The organism is Micromonospora alfalfae, from assembly GCF_022230925.1.
Lineage (GTDB): Bacteria > Actinomycetota > Actinomycetes > Mycobacteriales > Micromonosporaceae > Micromonospora > Micromonospora alfalfae.
The window spans coordinates 39,596-57,108 of sequence record NZ_JAKKFH010000012.1 but is presented as its reverse complement, the minus strand read 5'-3'; the positions used below and the strand labels follow the sequence as shown (position 1 = coordinate 57,108).

General features: G+C 72.1%; 20 protein-coding genes. 9 read left to right on the top strand and 11 right to left on the bottom strand.

From position 1 onward, the window contains the following. Positions 1-103 precede the first annotated feature (103 nt). A complete protein-coding gene (locus MED01_RS12630) occupies positions 104-1,651 on the top strand; it encodes a C40 family peptidase (RefSeq protein WP_238668711.1) in 1,548 nt (515 codons plus the stop codon). A gap of 548 nt (positions 1,652-2,199) precedes the next feature. Here the strand turns inward: MED01_RS12630 and MED01_RS12625 are convergent. Together MED01_RS12625 and MED01_RS12620 are read right to left on the bottom strand one after the other, a co-directional pair. Next, positions 2,200-2,352, bottom strand: coding sequence for a hypothetical protein (locus tag MED01_RS12625; protein ID WP_238668710.1), 153 nt, complete (start codon positions 2,350-2,352; stop codon positions 2,200-2,202). 9 nt (positions 2,353-2,361) lie between these two features. Next, positions 2,362-2,955: a hypothetical protein gene (locus MED01_RS12620; protein WP_238668709.1), complete on the bottom strand. Its 594-nt coding sequence runs from the start codon at positions 2,953-2,955 to the stop codon at positions 2,362-2,364. A gap of 13 nt (positions 2,956-2,968) precedes the next feature. Between MED01_RS12620 and MED01_RS12615 the strand changes: the two genes are divergently transcribed. From MED01_RS12615 to MED01_RS12605, 3 genes are all read left to right on the top strand, one after another. Continuing rightward, positions 2,969-3,325: a hypothetical protein gene (locus MED01_RS12615; protein WP_238668708.1), complete on the top strand. Its 357-nt coding sequence runs from the start codon at positions 2,969-2,971 to the stop codon at positions 3,323-3,325. Positions 3,326-3,522: 197 nt separating this feature from the next. Then, positions 3,523-5,481: a DEAD/DEAH box helicase gene (locus MED01_RS12610; protein WP_372493654.1), complete on the top strand. Its 1,959-nt coding sequence runs from the start codon at positions 3,523-3,525 to the stop codon at positions 5,479-5,481. 102 nt (positions 5,482-5,583) lie between these two features. Beyond that, positions 5,584-6,204, top strand: coding sequence for a putative glycolipid-binding domain-containing protein (locus MED01_RS12605; RefSeq protein ID WP_238668901.1), 621 nt, complete (start codon positions 5,584-5,586; stop codon positions 6,202-6,204). Between the two features lie 90 nt (positions 6,205-6,294). On the opposite strand, the gene cds1 is transcribed toward MED01_RS12605, so the two are convergent. The 3 genes from cds1 to MED01_RS12590 are packed head-to-tail and all read right to left on the bottom strand — an operon-like array spanning position 6,295 to position 8,756. Beyond that, positions 6,295-7,386, bottom strand: coding sequence for an L-cysteine desulfhydrase Cds1 (gene cds1, locus MED01_RS12600; RefSeq protein WP_238668707.1), 1,092 nt, complete (start codon positions 7,384-7,386; stop codon positions 6,295-6,297). A 32-nt stretch (positions 7,387-7,418) separates the two neighbouring features. Further along, entirely contained in the window at positions 7,419-8,249 is an 831-nt protein-coding gene (locus MED01_RS12595) for an SDR family NAD(P)-dependent oxidoreductase (RefSeq protein WP_238668706.1), read from the bottom strand. A gap of 48 nt (positions 8,250-8,297) precedes the next feature. Beyond that, complete coding sequence (locus MED01_RS12590) at positions 8,298-8,756, bottom strand: Lrp/AsnC family transcriptional regulator (RefSeq protein WP_238668705.1); 459 nt, start codon at positions 8,754-8,756, stop codon at positions 8,298-8,300. 270 nt (positions 8,757-9,026) lie between these two features. Between MED01_RS12590 and MED01_RS12585 the strand changes: the two genes are divergently transcribed. After that, positions 9,027-9,293, top strand: a complete 267-nt coding sequence (locus MED01_RS12585; protein WP_007454516.1) for a BldC family transcriptional regulator — start codon at positions 9,027-9,029, stop codon at positions 9,291-9,293. A gap of 143 nt (positions 9,294-9,436) precedes the next feature. On the opposite strand, the gene MED01_RS12580 is transcribed toward MED01_RS12585, so the two are convergent. Further along, complete coding sequence (locus tag MED01_RS12580; protein WP_238668704.1) at positions 9,437-10,066, bottom strand: UbiX family flavin prenyltransferase; 630 nt, start codon at positions 10,064-10,066, stop codon at positions 9,437-9,439. 151 nt (positions 10,067-10,217) lie between these two features. Between MED01_RS12580 and MED01_RS12575 the strand changes: the two genes are divergently transcribed. After that, entirely contained in the window at positions 10,218-11,204 is a 987-nt protein-coding gene (locus MED01_RS12575) for a terpene synthase family protein (protein WP_238668703.1), read from the top strand. A gap of 21 nt (positions 11,205-11,225) precedes the next feature. Here the strand turns inward: MED01_RS12575 and mqnP are convergent, their stop codons facing one another. Both mqnP and MED01_RS12565 read right to left on the bottom strand, forming a co-directional pair. After that, the gene (gene mqnP, locus MED01_RS12570; RefSeq protein WP_238668702.1) at positions 11,226-12,137 is read right to left on the bottom strand and encodes a menaquinone biosynthesis prenyltransferase MqnP; all 912 of its coding nucleotides are present in this window, start codon (positions 12,135-12,137) and stop codon (positions 11,226-11,228) included. Further along, entirely contained in the window at positions 12,137-13,597 is a 1,461-nt protein-coding gene (locus tag MED01_RS12565; protein WP_238668701.1) for a menaquinone biosynthesis decarboxylase, read from the bottom strand. Before MED01_RS12565 ends, mqnP begins: the two co-directional genes overlap by 1 nt. A 100-nt stretch (positions 13,598-13,697) precedes the next feature. Between MED01_RS12565 and MED01_RS12560 the strand changes: the two genes are divergently transcribed. Next, on the top strand, positions 13,698-14,735 hold the full coding sequence (locus tag MED01_RS12560; protein ID WP_238668700.1) for an alpha/beta fold hydrolase: 1,038 nt from the start codon (positions 13,698-13,700) through the stop codon (positions 14,733-14,735). A gap of 24 nt (positions 14,736-14,759) precedes the next feature. On the opposite strand, the gene MED01_RS12555 is transcribed toward MED01_RS12560, so the two are convergent. Continuing rightward, positions 14,760-15,314, bottom strand: coding sequence for a carboxymuconolactone decarboxylase family protein (locus tag MED01_RS12555; protein ID WP_238668699.1), 555 nt, complete (start codon positions 15,312-15,314; stop codon positions 14,760-14,762). Between the two features lie 82 nt (positions 15,315-15,396). Between MED01_RS12555 and MED01_RS12550 the strand changes: the two genes are divergently transcribed. Further along, positions 15,397-15,873, top strand: coding sequence for a MarR family winged helix-turn-helix transcriptional regulator (locus MED01_RS12550; RefSeq protein ID WP_238668698.1), 477 nt, complete (start codon positions 15,397-15,399; stop codon positions 15,871-15,873). Positions 15,874-15,964: 91 nt separating this feature from the next. Here MED01_RS12550 and MED01_RS12545 read toward each other — a convergent pair whose 3' ends face one another. Then, positions 15,965-16,153 carry a DUF397 domain-containing protein gene (locus tag MED01_RS12545; protein WP_238668697.1) on the bottom strand — a complete coding sequence of 63 codons (189 nt, stop codon included), beginning with the start codon at positions 16,151-16,153 and terminating at the stop codon, positions 15,965-15,967. Next, positions 16,144-16,950: a helix-turn-helix domain-containing protein gene (locus MED01_RS12540; protein ID WP_238668696.1), complete on the bottom strand. Its 807-nt coding sequence runs from the start codon at positions 16,948-16,950 to the stop codon at positions 16,144-16,146. The genes MED01_RS12545 and MED01_RS12540 overlap by 10 nt, the downstream gene beginning before the upstream one ends. Before the next feature lie 330 nt (positions 16,951-17,280). On the opposite strand from MED01_RS12540, the gene MED01_RS12535 reads away from it, so the two are divergent. Further along, positions 17,281-17,499: a hypothetical protein gene (locus tag MED01_RS12535; RefSeq protein WP_124774705.1), complete on the top strand. Its 219-nt coding sequence runs from the start codon at positions 17,281-17,283 to the stop codon at positions 17,497-17,499. Positions 17,500-17,513: the final 14 nt, after the last annotated feature.

The window sequence follows — 17,513 nt, the reverse complement described above, 5'->3', positions numbered from 1 at the left end:
GCGCGGTGCGGTAGTAACAAGGTGGGGCGGAACACACACACTGGTACCGTCCCGGCGGTCGCGCCCACCGAGCGCGGCGACGAGCGGTTGGACGGGGAGCGGCATGATCTACAGCGGGCGCGGGCGACGGCAGCGACGACGGAGCCCGGTGATCTCGCCGGTCCTGCGTCCGAAGCTCTGGGCCGCCCTGCTCGGCGCGATCGCCGCGGCCGTGCTGGCCACCCCCGCGTACGCGGAGCCCGGCGTGCCGACCACGGTGCCGGACACCGGTTCGCGCCCGGCGGTCACCGGCTCGCTTCAGCTGCCCGGCGGCGCGCCGGTCGCCGGCGTGACCGTTCCTCCGGTGGTCAACATCGGCAACGGTCCGCTGGCCACCGCGATCTCCGCCGGGGAGGCCCAGGTCGGGGCGCTCGGCGAGGAGCTGCTGGTGAGGCGGCAGAAACGCGTCGACGCCCAGGCGCAGCTCGACGCGGCCGGCAAGGCGCTGGCGACCGCGCAGGACACCCTGCTCCGGGCCCAGCAGACGGCCGACACCGCCGCCGCCGAGGCCGTCAAGGCCGCCGCCGCGCTGCCGCCGGGCGAACTCGCCCAGGACATCCGTGGGCTCAGCCGCCTCCAGGCGATCACCCGGGGCGAGAAGGTCGACGGCGGCACCACAGGGGTGGCCGGGGAGCTGTCCCGGGCCCGCGCCGGCGAGCAGGCCGCGTACCAGAAGCACGCCGACGCCAAGAATCTGCTCGTCGCCGCCGAGGCGGAGTTCACCACCGGTGAGACGGCGCTCCGCACCGCCGAGGCGAGCCTGCTCAAGCTGCGCCGGGACAACGCCGCCGCGCTGATCGAGATCGAACGTCAGCAGGAAGCCGCCGAGCAGCAGATCGGCGCCGGCTACGTTTCCAACCAGAGCATCAGCGGCATGGCCGCGCACCCCCGGGCACTGGCAGCGGTCCGGTACGCGCTCGCCCAGCTCGGCGACCCGTACAAGTGGTCCGAGGAGGGGCCGAACCAGTTCGACTGCTCCGGCCTGATGTGGGCGGCGTACCGGTCCCCCGGCGCCGACTACTTCGACCTGCCCCGGGTCTCCCGCGACCAGTACGCCGCCACCCGGGGGCGCACCGTTCCGCAGAGCGCGCTGCTCCCCGGCGACCTGCTCTTCTTCGCCTCGGGCAGCAGCTGGACGACGATCCACCACGTCGGCATGTACATCGGCAACGGCAAGATGGTGCAGGCACCCACCACTGGCGACGTCGTCAAGATCTCCGTCGTCCGCTGGTCCCGGCTGTACGCCGCCACCCGGGTGATCGGCGCGGTGCCGGCGCCGGTCGTGACCAACCCGACCCCGCCGGTCTCGACCCCGAAGCCGACGCCCACCCCGTCGCCCACGAAGACCACCAAGCCGACGCCCACGCCGACGCCCACGAAGACCACCAAGCCGACGCCCACGCCCACACCGACGCTGACGACCACCCCGACGCCCACCCCATCCGTCAGCAAGACGCCGAAGCCGTCGAACACCCCGAGCAACACTCCGTCGACAGCGCCCTCGGCACCGACCAACGCGCCGACCAGCGCGTCTCCGACGACCACGCCGAAGGCCAGCACGAGCGCGACGGGCAGTAGCAGCGCGACGGGTAGCCCCAGCGCCACGGGCTGATCCGCCACGACCGCTCCGGCTGTCCGCTCGGGACGATCTGTGGCACCGTGACAACCAGGCACATCCGACTCGACGTCACGGGTCCGGGTGCGAGCATTGGCGCGGAGGGCGGAAATGGCCGAGCAGAGAGATCCGGTGGAGACTGTCGACCCCGTGGTCGACCAGGCCGGCCCATCAGGGCCGGACAACGCCGACCCGGTGGCCGCCAGCGACGCCAGCCCGGCTGCCACCAGCTCGACAGGCAGCGACACCAGCTCGACTGCCACCAGCTCGGCCGACTCCGGCTCCACTGACGGCGACGCCGCCTCCGCTGTCAGCGGCCCAGTCGGCAGCGACCCAGTCGGCAGCGACCCAGTCGGCAGCGACCCGGTCGGCAGCGGCACTGCGACGGACGTCGCGGACGCCGCCGAGGCCGATGACGACGCATCCGCCGGCGGCGACGAGCGCCAGAGCGCGGCTGCGGCACCGGTCCGCGCACGTGCCAGCGTCGTGACCGCCGGTGCTCTCCGCAGTGACCTGCCGGCCAGCGCTCCGGTCACCGCTACCACCTACCGTGCGACAGGCTCGGCCAGCCCAGCCGACGTGTCGTTGCCGGGCCAGCGAAGCGACTCCTCCACCCCGGCCCGGGCCAGCGCCACGGTTCCGAGCAGCAGCCGGGGCACTGCCAGCGCCCTGGGCACCCCGGACCGTCGCGAGAGCACGCCGGCCGTCTATCGAGCCGCGCCGGTGGGTGCCGAGCCGGCCCAGCCTCCGACGCCGTCGACTCCGGAGCCGGAGCCGGACCCCACGCCACCCGGCCCCGGGCCGACCCAGCCGCCGCCACCGGAACCGGAGCCCGCGCCGGCCCCTGGCCCGTACCCGCCCGGCCCGGTGCCGACGCCGGGTCCTCGGCCCACGCCGCCGCCCGGTCCGGTTCCACCAGTCCCGGGCCCGCCCACCCCACCGCCCTCGCCGGTGCCGCCCATTCCCGGCCCGCCGACGCCGCCCGTCCCGAGCCCGCCGCTGCCGCCACCCGGTCCGCCGGTGCCGGCGCCACCGGCACCGCCCGCCCCGATGCCGGCACCGCCGTTCCCGCCGCCGCCCGCGATGTCCGACACGCCCGGCGTACGGGCCAGCGCTTCAGTTTCCGCACCACCGGCCGGGTGGGCGTCCCCCGGTGGGGCGACCCGCCCGACGTCCGGTGCCGGATGGGCCGGGGCACCCGCCTCCGCGCCGCCGGTAGTGCCCGCACCAGCGCTGCCGAGCTGGCCACCATCCACCACCGGGGCCCCCTCGTCGACCAGGAACACCGGAAACGGGAACACCGGAAACTCCCGCGTGACCTCGCCGCCGAGCGGCCCACCGGCTGGTTCCGCCGGACGGGACGCTGCCGGCGCCCGTGGTGGGCGGCACGACAGTCGTACCGACCTGGCCGGCACCGTCTACGGCAACGGCGAGGGCGCCGGCTTCACCACTGTCGCGATACCCGCCAACGCGGTGGAGACCTCCGGCTCGCTGACCGGACACATCCTGGCCCAGGGCTGGTCCGACACGCCGGCCGAGCGGTCCAGTAACGCCCGGGTGATGATCGTCCTGGCCGCCGCTCTGGGGCTGCTGGTGGCGATCAGCGTCATGGTCGTTCTGCTGGCCGGTGACGCCCTGGACGGTCTGGTGGGCAGCGTGCTCAACGGGTGAGCCAGCGAGCGCCAGCGATGGTGAGTCCGCCCACTACGGTCGGTCAACCGGCTGGCGGCTTCGCCAGACCGCCGTACACTGGCTGAGATCACTGACCCGGCGCGCGTGGTGTGCGCCCCTGGGCGATCTTGCGGGCGATCCGGCGGTACAGCCGCGGCAGGCCATCGCGAAGATGCGCCCCGCTCGAAAGGTTTTTGTTGACCACCTCTGCTGACCCCAGCACCGTTACGTCCGTTTTCAACTCAGTCCCGGCGGCCGACGCCGCTCGGGAGCAGCTCGACGTCGCCTCGAGCGAGGCCGGCACCCCGCCGGTAGCGACAGCTCAGGCCGAGCCGACCGAGACCGCCGAGCCGATGAGCTTCGCCGCTCTCGGCCTGCCCGAGCCGCTGGTCCGCGCGCTCGCGCAGCAGGGCATCACCAGCCCGTTCGAGATCCAGCGGGCCACCGTTCCGGACGCGCTCGCTGGCCGCGACGTGCTGGGCCGCGGGCAGACCGGTTCGGGCAAGACGCTCGCCTTCGGGCTGCCGATGGTCGCCCGGCTGGCCAACCGCAACCGGGCCCGGCCGATGCGTCCGCGCGCCCTGGTCCTGGTGCCCACCCGCGAGCTGGCCATGCAGGTCAACGACGCCCTGGTGCCGCTGGGCAAGTCCGTCGGCATCTTCCTCAAGACCGCCGTCGGCGGTGTTCCGTACGACCGTCAGATCGACGCGCTGCGCCGCGGCGTGGAGGTCATCGTGGCCACCCCGGGCCGGCTCGGTGACCTCATCGAGCGGGGCATCTGCCAGCTCGACGACGTCGAGGTCACGGTGCTCGACGAGGCCGACCAGATGGCCGACATGGGCTTCCTGCCCGAGGTGACCGATCTGCTGGCGAAGACGCCCGCGAACGGTCAGCGGCTGCTCTTCTCGGCCACCCTGGACGGTGACGTCGACGCGTTGGTCAAGCGGTTCATGACCGACCCGGTCACCCACTCCACGGCGCCGTCCACCGCCTCGGTGTCCACCATGGACCACCACATGCTGTTGATCCCGCCGCACGAGAAGTTCCCGGTGGCGGCCTCGATCGCCGCTCGGGACGGCCGGACGATGGTCTTCGCCCGTACCCAGCTCGGGGTGGACCGGCTGGTCGAGCAGCTCGCGGCCGTCGGCGTACGCGCCGGTGGGCTGCACGGCGGCAAGACCCAGCGGATGCGCACCAAGACGCTCGCCGAGTTCCGTGAGGGCCGGATGAACGTGCTGGTCGCCACGGACGTGGCGGCACGAGGCATCCACGTCGACGGGGTCACCCTGGTGCTGCACGTCGACCCGCCGAAGGACCCCAAGGACTACCTGCACCGCGCGGGGCGTACCGCCCGGGCCGGCGAGTCGGGCGCGGTTGCCACGCTGGTGCTGCCCAAGCAGCGTCGCACCACCCTGGCGATGATGGAGAAGGCCGGCGTGGCGCCGGCCGAGACCCGGGTCCGGGTCGGCGACGCGGCGTTGGCCGAGCTGGTCGGCGCCCGCGAGCCCAGTGGCGTCCCGGTCCGCGTCGAGGCGGAGCCCCGGGGTTACGGCGACCGCTCCGGCGGCCCGCGCCGGTTCGACGACCGCTCCGGCGGCCCGCGCCGGTTCGGCGACCGCACGGGAGGCGAGCGCCGCTACGGCGACCGTCCGCAGGGTGACCGGGGCTACAGCGACCGCCCGCAGGGCGAGCGCCGCTACGGCGACCGGCCCACCGGCGAGCGCCGCTTCGGTGACCGGCCGCAGGGCGACCGGAGCTACAGCGACCGCCCGCAGGGCGAGCGCCGGTTCGGCGACCGGCAGCACAGCGACCGCCCGCAGGGTGACCGGAGCTACGGCGACCGCCCGCAGGGCGAGCGGCGTTACGCCGATCGGGACACCCGGGGGTACGGCGACCGGCCGCAGGGCGAGCGTCGGTTCGGCGACCGGCAGCAGTTCGGCGACCGGGACGGTCGGGGCGACCGACCGACCGGCGAGCGTCGCTTCGGCGACCGGCCGCAGGGCGAGCGGCGCTTCGGCGACCGGGACGCTCGGGGTGGGTTCCGCCCGGAGAGCCGGGTCCGGGACGACCGGCCCCGCGACGACCGGCCCCGCGAGGACCGTCCACGTGACGATCGGCGGGGTTTTGGCGGGCGACCCGCAGCGCGTACCCACTGATTGATCCACTGAACGCCGTCGCGAAGCCCAGGCTTCGCGGCGGCGTTCGCGCATGCCCTGCCGATACCGAGCAGGTCGCGTAAGGTCCGGCTCATGCCGACCATGCCGAAGTCAATCTTCTGGTCCCGGACGGACACCGCCGGCAGTGAGCAGGTTCTGCTCGACGACGGCCAAGGGTTGGCGGCCCGGGGCACTCTGCTCGCCGTGGACCCGATCCCGTGGACCGCCCGCTACCAGCTGACCACCACGCCGGACTGGGCCACCACCCGGGTCGAGGTCGAGGCCGAGGGTCTCGGCTGGCTGCGCCGGGTGACCCTGGAGCGGGCCGCGGGCCGTTGGCGGGTGACCACAGCCGAACAGGGCGACCTGGACGCGGCCCTGGTCGCGGCCGGTCACCGCCGGGCCGGTCTGCCGGGTACGGACGACCCGGACCGGCTGGCCGACGCGCTCGACGTCGACCTGAGCGGTTCGCCGCTGTTCAACACCCTGCCGGTCCACCGCCTTCGGATGGCGGCCGAGCCGGCCGACGTGGCACACCGGATCACCGTTGCCTGGGTGCTGCTACCCGGTCTTGAGGTGGTGCCGGCCGAGCAGATCTACACCGGGCTCGGGCCGGGTCGGGTGCGGTTCGCCAGCGGCACCTTCACGGCCGACATCGATCTTGATGACAGCGGCTACGTGGTGCGCTACCCCGGGCTGGCCGAACGGATCGACCCCCGCTGATCAGCATCCCGGGTGGGCCGGGTCCGGCCGATCGGCCTTGGGCGAGCCAGGCCCGCTGACGGCCCAGGCGGGCCAGGCCCGCTGACCGCGTCAGACGGGCCAGTCCCCGCTGGCCAGGAAGCGGTCGATGGTGGCCAGGTGCGGGGTCAGGTCGAGGCCCTGGGCGGCCACCCAGTCGTCGGCGTAGTACGTGTCGGCGTACCGGTCGCCCGGGTCGCAGATCAGGGTGACGACCGAGCCGGTCCGACGCTCGGCGAGCATCGCGGCGATCAGGCCGAACGCGCCCCACAGGTTGGTGCCGGTGGACCCGCCCACCCGGCGGCCGAGCAGCGCCGATCCGGCGCGCATGGCGGCCACCGACGCTGCGTCCGGCACCTGGACCATCCGGTCCACCACCGAGGGCAGGAACGACGCCTCCACGGTGGGCCGGCCGATCCCCTCGATGCGGGAGCCCTTCCCGGTGCGTACCGACCAGTCGGCGGCCTGCCAGGCCGGGTAGAACGCCGAGTTTTCCGGATCGACGACGCAGAGCTTGGTGGCGAGCCGGCGGTACCGGGCGTAGCGGCCGATTGTCGCGCTGGTGCCCCCGGTGCCGGCGCCGACCACGACCCAGGCGGGGATCGGGTGCCGCTCCAGTTCCAACTGTGCGTAGATCGACTCGGCGATGTTGTTGTTGCCCCGCCAGTCGGTCGCCCGCTCGGCGTAGGTGAACTGGTCCATGAAGTGCCCGCCGGAGTCCTCGGCGAGCCACCGGGCCTCGACCACCACGCTCGCCGGATCATCCACCAGGTGGCACCGGCCGCCCTGGAACTCGATCTGCGTGATCTTCTCGGGCGAGGTGGAGGCGGGCATGACAGCGATGAACGGCAGGCCCAGCATCCGGGCGAAGTACGCCTCGGAGACGGCAGTGGAACCCGACGACGCCTCGACGATCGTGGTGCGCGGCCCGATCCAGCCGTTGCAGAGCCCGTAGAGGAACAGTGAACGGGCCAGCCGGTGCTTCAGCGAGCCGGTGGGGTGTGACGACTCGTCCTTGAGGTAGAGGTCGATCCCCCACTCCCGGGGCAGCGGGAACGGCAGCAGGTGGGTGTCGGCGGACCGGTTCGCGTCTGCCTCGACGGCGGCGATCGCCTCGGTCACCCAGGTTCGGCTGGATTCGTCGCACCGGTCGAGATGAGTCACGCTCGGAAACCTAGCAAGCGGGCCGGCTGTGGTCAGCGCCGGTCCGGCGGCGTTGACCTGCGGCGTTGGCGGCGCTGACCGGCGCGGCCGGCGGCCCGGACGAGGGGGGTGAGTGCGACGGCCAACCTTGGGAGTGCGTCCAACAGGCGCACCTGCGCTCCCCGCCAGCGGGGCAGGCTGACCACCGGACGTGGCCGGCGGGCCAGCCGGACCGCGCGGGCCGCCACCTGCTGCGCGGTCAGCATCGATCCGGTGAACGAGGCTACCGCCCCCGGGTCGTCCAGCCGGTCGTGCAGCATCGGGGTCCAGATGCCGTCCGGGCAGAGGCAGGAGACGTTCACCCGCCGGTACCCGGCCATTCGCAGGTCGGACAGGGTGCCGAGGCTGAACGCCAGCAGGGCGTGCTTGCTGGCGGCGTACACCGTCTCGCCGGGCGCGGCGACCAGCCCGGCCAACGAGACGACGTTGAGCACGTGGCCGTGGCCCTGCCCGCGCATCACGCTCAGCGCGGCGAGGGTGCCGTTCATGGCGCCGTGGGTGTTCACGTCGAGCAGCCGACGGCGGGTCGCGGCGTCGTGCTCCCACGACGCCCCGGTGACCAGGATGCCGGCGTTGTTGACCCAGAGGGCGAGATCGCCCCGGCCTGCCGCGTTCGCGGCGATCGCGGCGCAGGCATCCTCGTCCCGGACGTCCAGGGCGGCCGACCACCCGCCGAGCGGCGCCGCGGCGCTCCGCACCGCCGCCGGGTCAAGGTCGGTGAGCAGCACCGACCAGCCGTCGGTGTGCAGCGCGGTGGCGATGGCGTGGCCCAGGCCGCCGGCAGCGCCGGTCACCACGGCCACTGGGCGCGCCGGCGGGGTCATCGGCGCACGCTACCGCCGGCCGCCCGGGCGACACCAGGGGTCCGGCGGTCAGGCCGCGGGCGAGCCGACCGGCTGGGGGCGGTTCTCCCACTTGGTGGAGAGCGCGATGGCGGTACGGGTGGAGGCCACCCCCGGCGTCCGGTTCAACCGCACGATCAACTGCTCCAGCTCGGCGATGGTGCCAACCCGCGCCTTGAGCAGGAACGACTCCACTCCGGCCATGAAGTAGCAGGACTCGATCTCGGGCAGCACCCGCAGCGACTCGAGCATGTCGTCGGTGTCGGCACCGGAGTCCTCGACGATGCCGATCAGCGCTGTGACTCCCAACCCGATCGACTCCGGGGCCACGTCCGCGCGGTAGCCCCGGACCACGCCGCTGCTCTCCAGCTTGCCGACCCGCTCGTGCACGGCCGGGGCCGAGAGGCCCACCTGTCGGGCCAACTCGGCGTACGAGAGTCGGGCATTGCCGCGCAGCAGGTCGACGAGGCTCAGGTCGATGGCATCCACAGAGAGTGACCTTAACCGCTGACACGTAACGTGCTGCCTTCGGCACCCGTTGGACTGAGCGGTGAGTCACTGTTCATAAACCGCCGGTCAGGGCAGAGGTAGCACCAGTAACATTACTAACTCCCCACTCAGTGCATTTTTCGCGTTTGGGCGGACAGGCCATGTCCCTGGTGCTGTAATTGCCATACGTCCCTCATGACGGCTCTGGGCTACGCACCAGCCGGGGGCAGTGTGTTCAGCCGGGGGCTTCGTCGACGCGAGGAGGGGGCTGTGGACACTGGAGATCGCCTGCTGACACCGGGTGAGGTCGCCGCGCTGTTTCGGGTAGACCCGAAAACTGTGACGAGATGGGCGGCGGCCGGCCGGATAGGAAGCATCCGGACTCCAGGCGGGCATCGCCGGTTTCGGGAATCCGAGGTGCGAGCCCTGCTTGAGGGGGAGGGCATGCTGGACGAGGTGGATGAGGTCGGTAAGCCCCGCAATGTGGGGCCGGCGGCATCCACGGGGCCGGGTCCGGCCAACGCCGGCATGTACTGAACTGGTGCGGACAACGCCACGCGGACCGGACACCAGTCCGGTCCGCGTCCCGCTTCGGCCAACCGCCGGGCGGCAGCACCGCGCGTGCTGAGCAGCACAACGGTGCCCAGCGCGAGCGGACGGCCCAGCACGAGCGGTGCGGCTCAGCTTCGGGCTGCGCCGAGCTGGCCGGACCACCGCCGGAACAGGGTGTGCGGGACGCCGAGCGCGTCCAGCACCTTGCCGGCCACGAAGTCGACCAACTGCTGGGCGCTGGCCGCCGCCCCGGCGCCGTAGAAGCCGGGGCTGGCCGGCAGCACCACAGCGCCCGCGTCGTGCAGGGCGATGAGGTGCTCCAGATGGCTGCGGGTCACCGGTGTCTCCCGGGGGACCAGCACCACGGGACGGCGTTCCTTGAGGTTGACCTCTGCGGCGCGCTGCAACAGGTCCTTGGAGAGCCCGATCGCGATGCCCGCGCAGGCGGCCGTGCTGGCCGGGACCACCGCCATCCCGCGTACCCGGTAGGAGCCGCTGCTCGGCCCGGCGGCCAGGTCGCCGGCCGGCCAGTGCCGCACATCCGCACTGGTCAGGTCCCGATCCAGCCAGGCGGCGAGGTCCTCGGCCCAGTGCCCGTCGCGGAAGGGCCGGCCGGTCTCGTCGAGCACTGTGAGTCGTGCCGCCCGGGACACGATCAGGTCCACCGGTTCGCCGGCGTCGAGTAGTCCGCCGACGACTGCCGCCGCGTACGGCGTACCGGAGGCACCGGAGACCCCGACCACCCATGGTTCCCGCATGCCCCCAGCCTGCCTGGTCCGGCTGGCCCGCTGGTGGGCACCCCCGGGGTTGGTCCGGTCCGACATGTCGGACGGGGCACCTGCGCATCCCACCGACCTGACATGCTGCCGCTGGCGATTGCACCGGAACCATCTCGAAGAGGAGGCATCGGTGACTACCGGCGAGATCCTCCGGGCACTGCGTGCCGAATGTCCGATCCCGCCCCGGCTCCCACCACCACACGTCGATCGTGTGCAGGACTGGCTGCTCGGTCTGCTGCCCGACCTTGGCCTTCCACTGGACGACGCCGCGCTGCGCCGGCTGTCCCAGGGCGCATTCGCCAGGTACGCCGCGCGGCTCTACCCGACGGCGACCGAAGCCGATCTGCGGGTGCTGACCGCGCTGTTCACCTGGTTCTTCCTGGTCGACGACGCCTGCGACGGGCCGAGTCGGTTGACGCCGGAGCAGATCCGGGCGCTGCGCAACGGCACCCTGGCGCTGCTGCACGACGGCACCCGGCTACGGCAGGCCGGGCTGACCGGCCCGCTGCGCCGACTGCTGGTGCTGGCCTGGCGGGAGCCGCGCCGCCGGATGCCGGCACGGTGGCGGCAGCGTTTCGCCGACGCGGTGGCCCGGCACCTCGACGGCACCTGGCAGGAGGCCGTCACCAAGGAAGCCGGGCGCCGTCCGAGCGTGGACGAGTACGTCGAGCTACGTCGGTCGACCTCGGCGGCGGAGGTGTCGTACCCGCTTGTGGAGTTCGTCAGCGGCCGGGCACTGCCCGACCCGGTCTACCACCACCCGCTGCTGCGTCAGATCGCCCGCACCGGCAACGACCTGCTCTCCTGGTACAACGACCTGGCGTCGCTGGAACGGGACCGGAGGACCGCCGGCGGGCACAACCTCGTCCTCGCCATCGAGGCCGAACTGGGCGTGCCGGAGGCGGAGGCGGCCGAACGGGCTGCCGAGCACTGGCGGGAGGCGATGCGCCGCTTCGTCGCGTTGCGCGCCGCGGTGCCGTCATTCGGCCCGGCGTTGGACGAGGCGGTCGCCGATCATCTCGACGGGATCGCTAACGCCGTGCGCGGAACCATCGACTGGACCTTCGAGAGCGCCCGCTACCCCGTCAGCACCAGCCCACCAGCCTCAGTGCCGTAGGCCGAGCCGGACCACCCGGCCTCACTGCCGTAGGCCGAGCCGGATCACCAGGTCGAGCAGGGCGAAGAGGAACAGCGCGATGCCGACGAAGCCGTTTGCGGTGAAGAACGCCCGGTTGACCTTGCTGAGGTCGGTCGGGGTGACCACCAGGTGCTGGTAGCCGAACGCCACAGCGGTCAGCGCCAGCCCGATCCACCAGAGCCAGCCGAGACCGATCAGCGCACCGAACCAGATGAACAGCGCGAAGGTCACCACGTGCGCGACGGTGGAGGCGTGCAGCGCGAAACGCCGACCGTACCGGGCCGGCACGCTGTGCACGCCGATCTCCCGGTCGATCTCGGAGTCCTGGCAGGCGTAGATCAGGTCGAAGCCGCCGATCCACAGCCCCACTGCCGCGCCGAGCAGCCACGCCGGCCCGGAGCCGTCCAGGGTGCCGGTGACCGCCAGCCAGGCGCCGACCGGGCCGACCGCCTGGGCGATCCCGAGGATGGCGTGCGGCCAGTTGGTGAACCGCTTCGCGTAGGGGTAGACGACCAGCGGCACCACGGCGAGCGGCGCGAGCACCAGGCAGAGCGGGTTGAGCAGGGCGGCGGCGACGAGGAAGACCACAAGTGCGACGGCCGCGCCGGTCCAGGCCGTCCGCACGCTCACCGCTCCGGTGACCAGTTCCCGACCGGCGGTACGCGGATTCCGCGCGTCGATCTTGCGATCGAGGATCCGGTTGGCTGCCATCGCGAACGTCCGCGCCCCGACCATCGCCACTGTGATCAACAGCAGGTCGAGCCACCGTACCCGGCCGCCGTTGATCTGCATGGCGGTCAGCGCGGAGAGGAACGCGAACGGCAGCGCGAAGACCGAGTGCTCGACGGCGACGAGCTTCAGGAAGGACTTGGTCCGGCCCGGCTTCGCCGTCGGTGCGTCGATGACGGCCATCAGATCCCGTACTCCTTCCAGCGCTTGTCGACCAGGGCGGTGACTTCGGGGCTCATGCTCATTTCCTCCGGCCAACCGCGGGTGTAGCCCTCGGTGGGCAGCTTGCGGGTCGCGTCGACGCCAGCCTTGCCGCCCCAGAACTGCTGGTACGACGAGTGGTCGAGATGGTCCACCGGACCCTCGGTGAGCAGCAGGTCGCGGGCGTAGTCGACGTTGCCGAAGGCCCGGAAGGCGACCTCGTTGTAGTCGTGCACGTCGCAGTCCTCGTCGACGATCACGATCAGCTTGGTGAGCGACATCAGGTGCGCGCCCCAGATCGCGTTCATCACCTTCTGGGCGTGCTTCGGGTAGCGCTTGCGGATCGAGACGATCGCGCAGTTGTGGAAGACGCCCGCGGCCGGAAGGTCGTAGTCGACGATGTCCGGGATCATCAGCTTGAGCAGCGGCTGGAAGATCCGTTCGGTGGCCTTGCCGAGGCCGTGGTCCTCCTGCGGCGGCTTCGAGGTGACGATCGAGTGGTAGACCGGCTTGCGCTGCATGGTCATCGCTTCGATGTGCAGCACGGGGAACGGCTCGACCGGCGTGTAGAAGCCGGTGTGGTCGCCGAACGGCCCCTCGGGCAGCCGCTCACCCGGCTCCAGGTAGCCCTCCAGCACGATCTGCGCGTGCGCCGGCACCTGCAGCGGCACGGTGAGGCAGTCGACCATCTCCACCCGTTCGCCGCGCAGGAACCCAGCGAACAGGTACTCGTCGATGTCGCTGGGCAGCGGCGCGCTGGCCGCGTACGAGACGACCGGGTCGCAGCCGATCGCGACCGCGACCGGCAGGCGCTGCCCGAGCCGCTCGGCGACCGCGTGGTGCGCCGTGGAGTCCTTGTGGATCTGCCAGTGCATGCCCAGGGTGTTGCGGCCGTGCTGCTGGAGTCGGTACAGGCCGAGGTTGCGCTTGCCGGTCTCCGGGTGCTTGGTGTGGGTCAGCCCGTAGTTGTGGAAGATCCCGCCGTCGTCGGGCCAGACCTGCAAGCCCGGCAGCCGGTTGAGGTCGACGTCCTCACCCCGGTAGACGACCTCCTGGCAGGGGGCTGTCTTCACCTTGCGTGGCGGCAACGACTTGAGCTGCATGACCTTGCCGAGGCCCTCCCGGATGCCCGACCAGCCGACCGGCAACTCCGGCTTGATCATCGCGCCGATCCGGGCACCGATCTCGTCCAGCGAGTCGACGCCGAGCGCCATCGCCATCCGCTTCTCGGTGCCGAACAGGTTGATCGCCACCGGCATCTCGCCCCGGGTCGGACGCTCGAAGAGCAGCGCCGGGCCGCCGGCCCGCACCGTGCGGGTGACCACCTCGCTGATCTCCAGGGTCGGATCGACCGGGACGTCGATCCGGCGCAACTCCCCCGCGCGCTCCAGCGCCGCGATGAAGTCCTTGAGATCGGTGTACGGGAAGCCACGAGCCGCCATGTCGCCCAGTCTCCCGCACCGACTCCCGCAGGGCCCAAGCCGGGTGCTGTGACGCTCGCGATCGGCGCGTCTAGATCGACTCGGGTTCCTTGAAGTCGCGGTGTCCCGGGCCGCCGGACACCGCGACTTCAAGGAAGACGAGTCGATCAACCGGCAGGACCCGAATCTCGCGGGCATGGCGGGCGGCGGAGCGGGTAGCCGGGCAGGCGGCGGGCGGACGGCAGAGGGCACGCACGGCGGGCGGCGGCGGATGGAGGCGGCGATGGGTGGGGAGCGGGTTCCGGCGGGGTTCACCGAGCAGCGGGCTCGGGTCGGTCAGATCACCATGAACTACGTTCGTGGCGGTGCCGGCCCGCCACTGGTGCTGCTGCACGGGTACCCGCAGTGCTGGCACATGTGGCGGCATCTGCTGCCCGAGTTGGGGCGCTCCTTCGACGTGGTCGCGCCCGACCTGCGCGGTTTCGGGGGCAGCGACGCCCCGGACGGCGGGTACGACAAGAAGACTGTCGCCTCCGACCTGCATGGACTACTCGACCAGCTCGGCCTGGCCAGTGACCTTCGGCTGGTCGGGCACGACCTGGGGACCATGGTGGCGTACGCGTACGCCGCCGCCCATCCGCAGCGGGTGAGTCGGCTGGTGCTCAGCGAGGCGCCGATCCCCGACGAGAGCATCTACACGTTCCCCGCGCTCACCTCGGCCGGGCCCGGGGTGTGGAACTTCGGCTACTTCTCCATCGGCAACGGGCTTCCGGAGGCGTTGGTCGACGGGCGGGAGTCACTCTGGGTGGATCGGTTCACCGACGCGCTGATGGTGCGCAAGGGCAGCATCGCCGCGCCCGACATCGAGGAGTTCGCCAGCCATCTGCGTGACCCTGCGCATCTGCGGGCGAGCTTCGCCTACTTCCGGGCGTTCGAGCAGGACATCGCCGACAACGCGGCGTACCGGGGCACGAAGCTGACCATGCCGGTGCTGGCCGTCGGCGCGGCGGCCAGCCTCGGCGGGCAGGTCGCCGAGCAGGTTCGCCGGTACGCCGACACTGTCCGCGGTGAGGTGGTCCAGGACTGCGGGCACTGGCTGTACGAGGAGCGTCCGGACGAGATGCTCGCCCTGCTGCGCGACTTCCTCGGGGCGTCCTGAGCAGCGGTTGGCAGGCGTTCCAGGTCAGGCGGTGGGCGTCCAGGCGTGGGCGGCCAGCGGTGGGTCGAGCGGCGCCCGGGTGAGCCGGTTGGCGAAGGTGGACATTGTGTACGCGCCGACGCCGAGCACCACGTCCAGCGCGTGCCGGGGCTGGTAGCCGGCGGTCAGGAAGGCGTCCAACTCGTCGTCGGGCACTGCGCCTCGGTGGTCGAGCACGGCCAGCGTGAAGCGGCGCAGGGCCTCCAGGCGCGGCTCGGGCAGCGCCGAGCCAGCGCGTAGTGCGGTGATCAGTTCGGGCGTCGCGCCGAGTTGGGTGAGCTTGCCGGTGTGCAGGGCGACGCAGAAATGGCATTCGTGACTGGTGGAGATCGCCAGGATGACCACCTCCCGTTCCAGCGGGGCGAGGTCGGTCTGCTCGAAGCCCGCGCTGGCGGTGAGGAAGCCGGTGAGCAACTGCGGCGAGTCGGCTATCAGCGCCACCGCGCTGGGCAGCCAGCCGAACCGGCCGGCTACGCCCTCGATGGCTCGTCGGGCGGCGGCGGGCGCGGTCTCGGCGGTGTGAGCGGTGAAGACGGGCATGGCTGCCTACTTTCCAGAGTGCGGATCGGGTGACGTAAGATAGTCAACGTGGTTGACGAAATAGTAAACGTGGTTGTCGAACATGGCAACCCCTGATCCCGCGCGGCCCGGCTTCGCGCTGCCGCTGCTGCTGCTGGCCGGCTTCCGGACGCTGATCGACGACCTGCACGCCGAGCTGGCCCGGGAGGGGCATCCGGAGCTGCGACCGCTGCACGGGTTCGTGCTCCAGGCCGTCGGCGTGGACGGCACCACCGCCACCGAGCTGGGTCAGCGGCTGGGCATCTCCAAACAGGCAGCCGGCAAGACCGTCGACCGGTTGGTCGCCGTCGGCTACCTGGAGCGGGTCGACGACCCCACCGACGCCCGACGGCGGCTGGTCCGAGTGACAGCGCGTGGCGCCGACGGGCTACGCCGCTCGGCCGAGATCTTCGACCGGCTGCGGGCACAGTGGGTGGACACGCTCGGCCCGGAACGGGTCACCGCGATGGAAGACGACCTCGGCACCATGGCCTCGGCCAACTGGTTCCGGCTCGACGTGCCCGGCTGGTTCGGCGGCTGATCGCGGGCGCGGGCGAGACCTCCGGGCCATCCTGCTGGGGTGGCCCGGGCCGGGGGCGGGAACGCCTGCGGCTACCCGGCTGAGCGGACGGTCAGTGGGTGCGGGCCAGCTCGACGAAGGCCCGCCACGAGGCCGGGGTGAAGGTCAGCAAATCGCCGTCGCGGTCCTTGGAATCGCGGACGTGCACCCGGCCGGGCAGGTTGTCAGCGACCTCGACGCAGGCGCCAGCGTCATTGCCGCTCCGGGTGGACTTGTGCCAGCGGGCTCCGGTCAGATCCATGGCTTCACGATCTCCTCGAGCAGGTCGATCGACTGCTGCCGGGGCAGCGCGTCACTGCGCAGACTCTCCCACCTTCCGAGCAGCGTCGCCACCTCGTTGATGTCGTCCACGGCGGTGCCACCGGTCTGGTTGTCAAGGAAGCCAAGCCAACTGCCGTCGGCGGTGCGGCCGAGGATGAACGGCCCGAAGAGGCCGGCGTGCAGGCCCACACCCTGCGGCAGCACGTGCACCCTGATGTGCGGGCGGCGGGCGCACGTCACCAGGTGCCGCAGTTGCTCGGCCAGCACCCCGGCGCAGCCCTCCGCGAAGCGCTGCAACGCGGCCTCGTCGATCACGGCGGTGAGCTGCGGCGGGTGCTCCCTGTCGAGGATCGTCTGCCGCTCCAACCGGGCCGCCACCAACTCCTCCACCCGGTCGGCTGTCAGCCCCAGGTCGAGCCGGAACACCGCCCGGGCGTAGTCGGCGGTCTGCAACAGCCCGGGGATCATCGTCGCGCCGAAGCAGCGCAGTTGGGTGGCGACCCGCTCGACCTCCAGCCAGGGGCGGAACCAGACCGGCTCGCCGTCGCGCCGACCCAGCTCCCGCAGTGAGACCAGCAGGCCGCCGGTGTCGAGCACCTCGTCGGCCCGGATCAGGTACGCCTCGTTGGGCGCCGCCTGCCCCAGCTCGACGGCCGACACCATTGACGGCGAGTAGTGCGCGCGTTTGCCGTACTCCTCCTGAGTCAGCCCGGCCGCGAGCCGGGACCGCCGGAGCTGCTCCCGGATCAGCGCCGCCGTGGACACCACTGTGGTCACTGCATCCACCTTCCGCCGCGATCGTCGGGTCGCACGACCCACCTGCCGCACGGTAGCGAGCCCTCGACGCTGCGTCACCCCATGACGCGCATATCGCGGTAACGCGAGCTGCGACCCCGGCTCACCGGCGGCCACCACAAGATCCACCCGGGTTTCAGAAAGTCGCGGTGTCCCGGGCCGCAGGACGCCCCGACTTCCTGGAAGCCGAGTGGATCAACGGCCGACCGGGCGCGGGACACCGCCATATCGCCGATCAGGACCGGGTCAAGCCCGGCAGACACATCTCACCGGGCCTGGCCGAACGGCGGGAAGCGGGCGCAGAGTGGCTTCATGTCGGACGCCTACGTCGTCGGCGACCCGGACGGGTTGTCGCCCCTGCTGGTCGAACTTCGTGACGCCGTCGCCCGGGAACTGCACGCCCAACTGGCGATGCGCGGTGAGCGGATCGAGCTGGCCGATCTACCGGAGGTGTCCTACCAGGTCACCATCCAGGTCGAGCGGGCGTTGCGGGCCTGGCAACCCACCCGGTGGACGCGGGCCGCTCACTGACGGAATCCGTGACC

Bases quoted from the DNA above. Each gene is read 5' to 3' on its own strand.
- MED01_RS12630 (WP_238668711.1), top strand. From the start codon at position 104: ATGATCTACAGCGGGCGCGGGCGACGGCAGCGACGACGGAGCCCGGTG.
- MED01_RS12605 (WP_238668901.1), top strand. From the start codon at position 5,584: ATGCCGAAGTCAATCTTCTGGTCCCGGACGGACACCGCCGGCAGTGAG.
- MED01_RS12595 (WP_238668706.1), bottom strand. From the start codon at position 8,249: ATGACCCCGCCGGCGCGCCCAGTGGCCGTGGTGACCGGCGCTGCCGGC.
- MED01_RS12580 (WP_238668704.1), bottom strand. From the start codon at position 10,066: ATGCGGGAACCATGGGTGGTCGGGGTCTCCGGTGCCTCCGGTACGCCG.
- mqnP (WP_238668702.1), bottom strand. From the start codon at position 12,137: ATGGCCGTCATCGACGCACCGACGGCGAAGCCGGGCCGGACCAAGTCC.
- MED01_RS12565 (WP_238668701.1), bottom strand. From the start codon at position 13,597: ATGGCGGCTCGTGGCTTCCCGTACACCGATCTCAAGGACTTCATCGCG.
- MED01_RS12555 (WP_238668699.1), bottom strand. From the start codon at position 15,314: ATGCCCGTCTTCACCGCTCACACCGCCGAGACCGCGCCCGCCGCCGCC.
- MED01_RS12550 (WP_238668698.1), top strand. From the start codon at position 15,397: ATGGCAACCCCTGATCCCGCGCGGCCCGGCTTCGCGCTGCCGCTGCTG.
- MED01_RS12545 (WP_238668697.1), bottom strand. From the start codon at position 16,153: ATGGATCTGACCGGAGCCCGCTGGCACAAGTCCACCCGGAGCGGCAAT.
- MED01_RS12535 (WP_124774705.1), top strand. From the start codon at position 17,281: ATGTCGGACGCCTACGTCGTCGGCGACCCGGACGGGTTGTCGCCCCTG.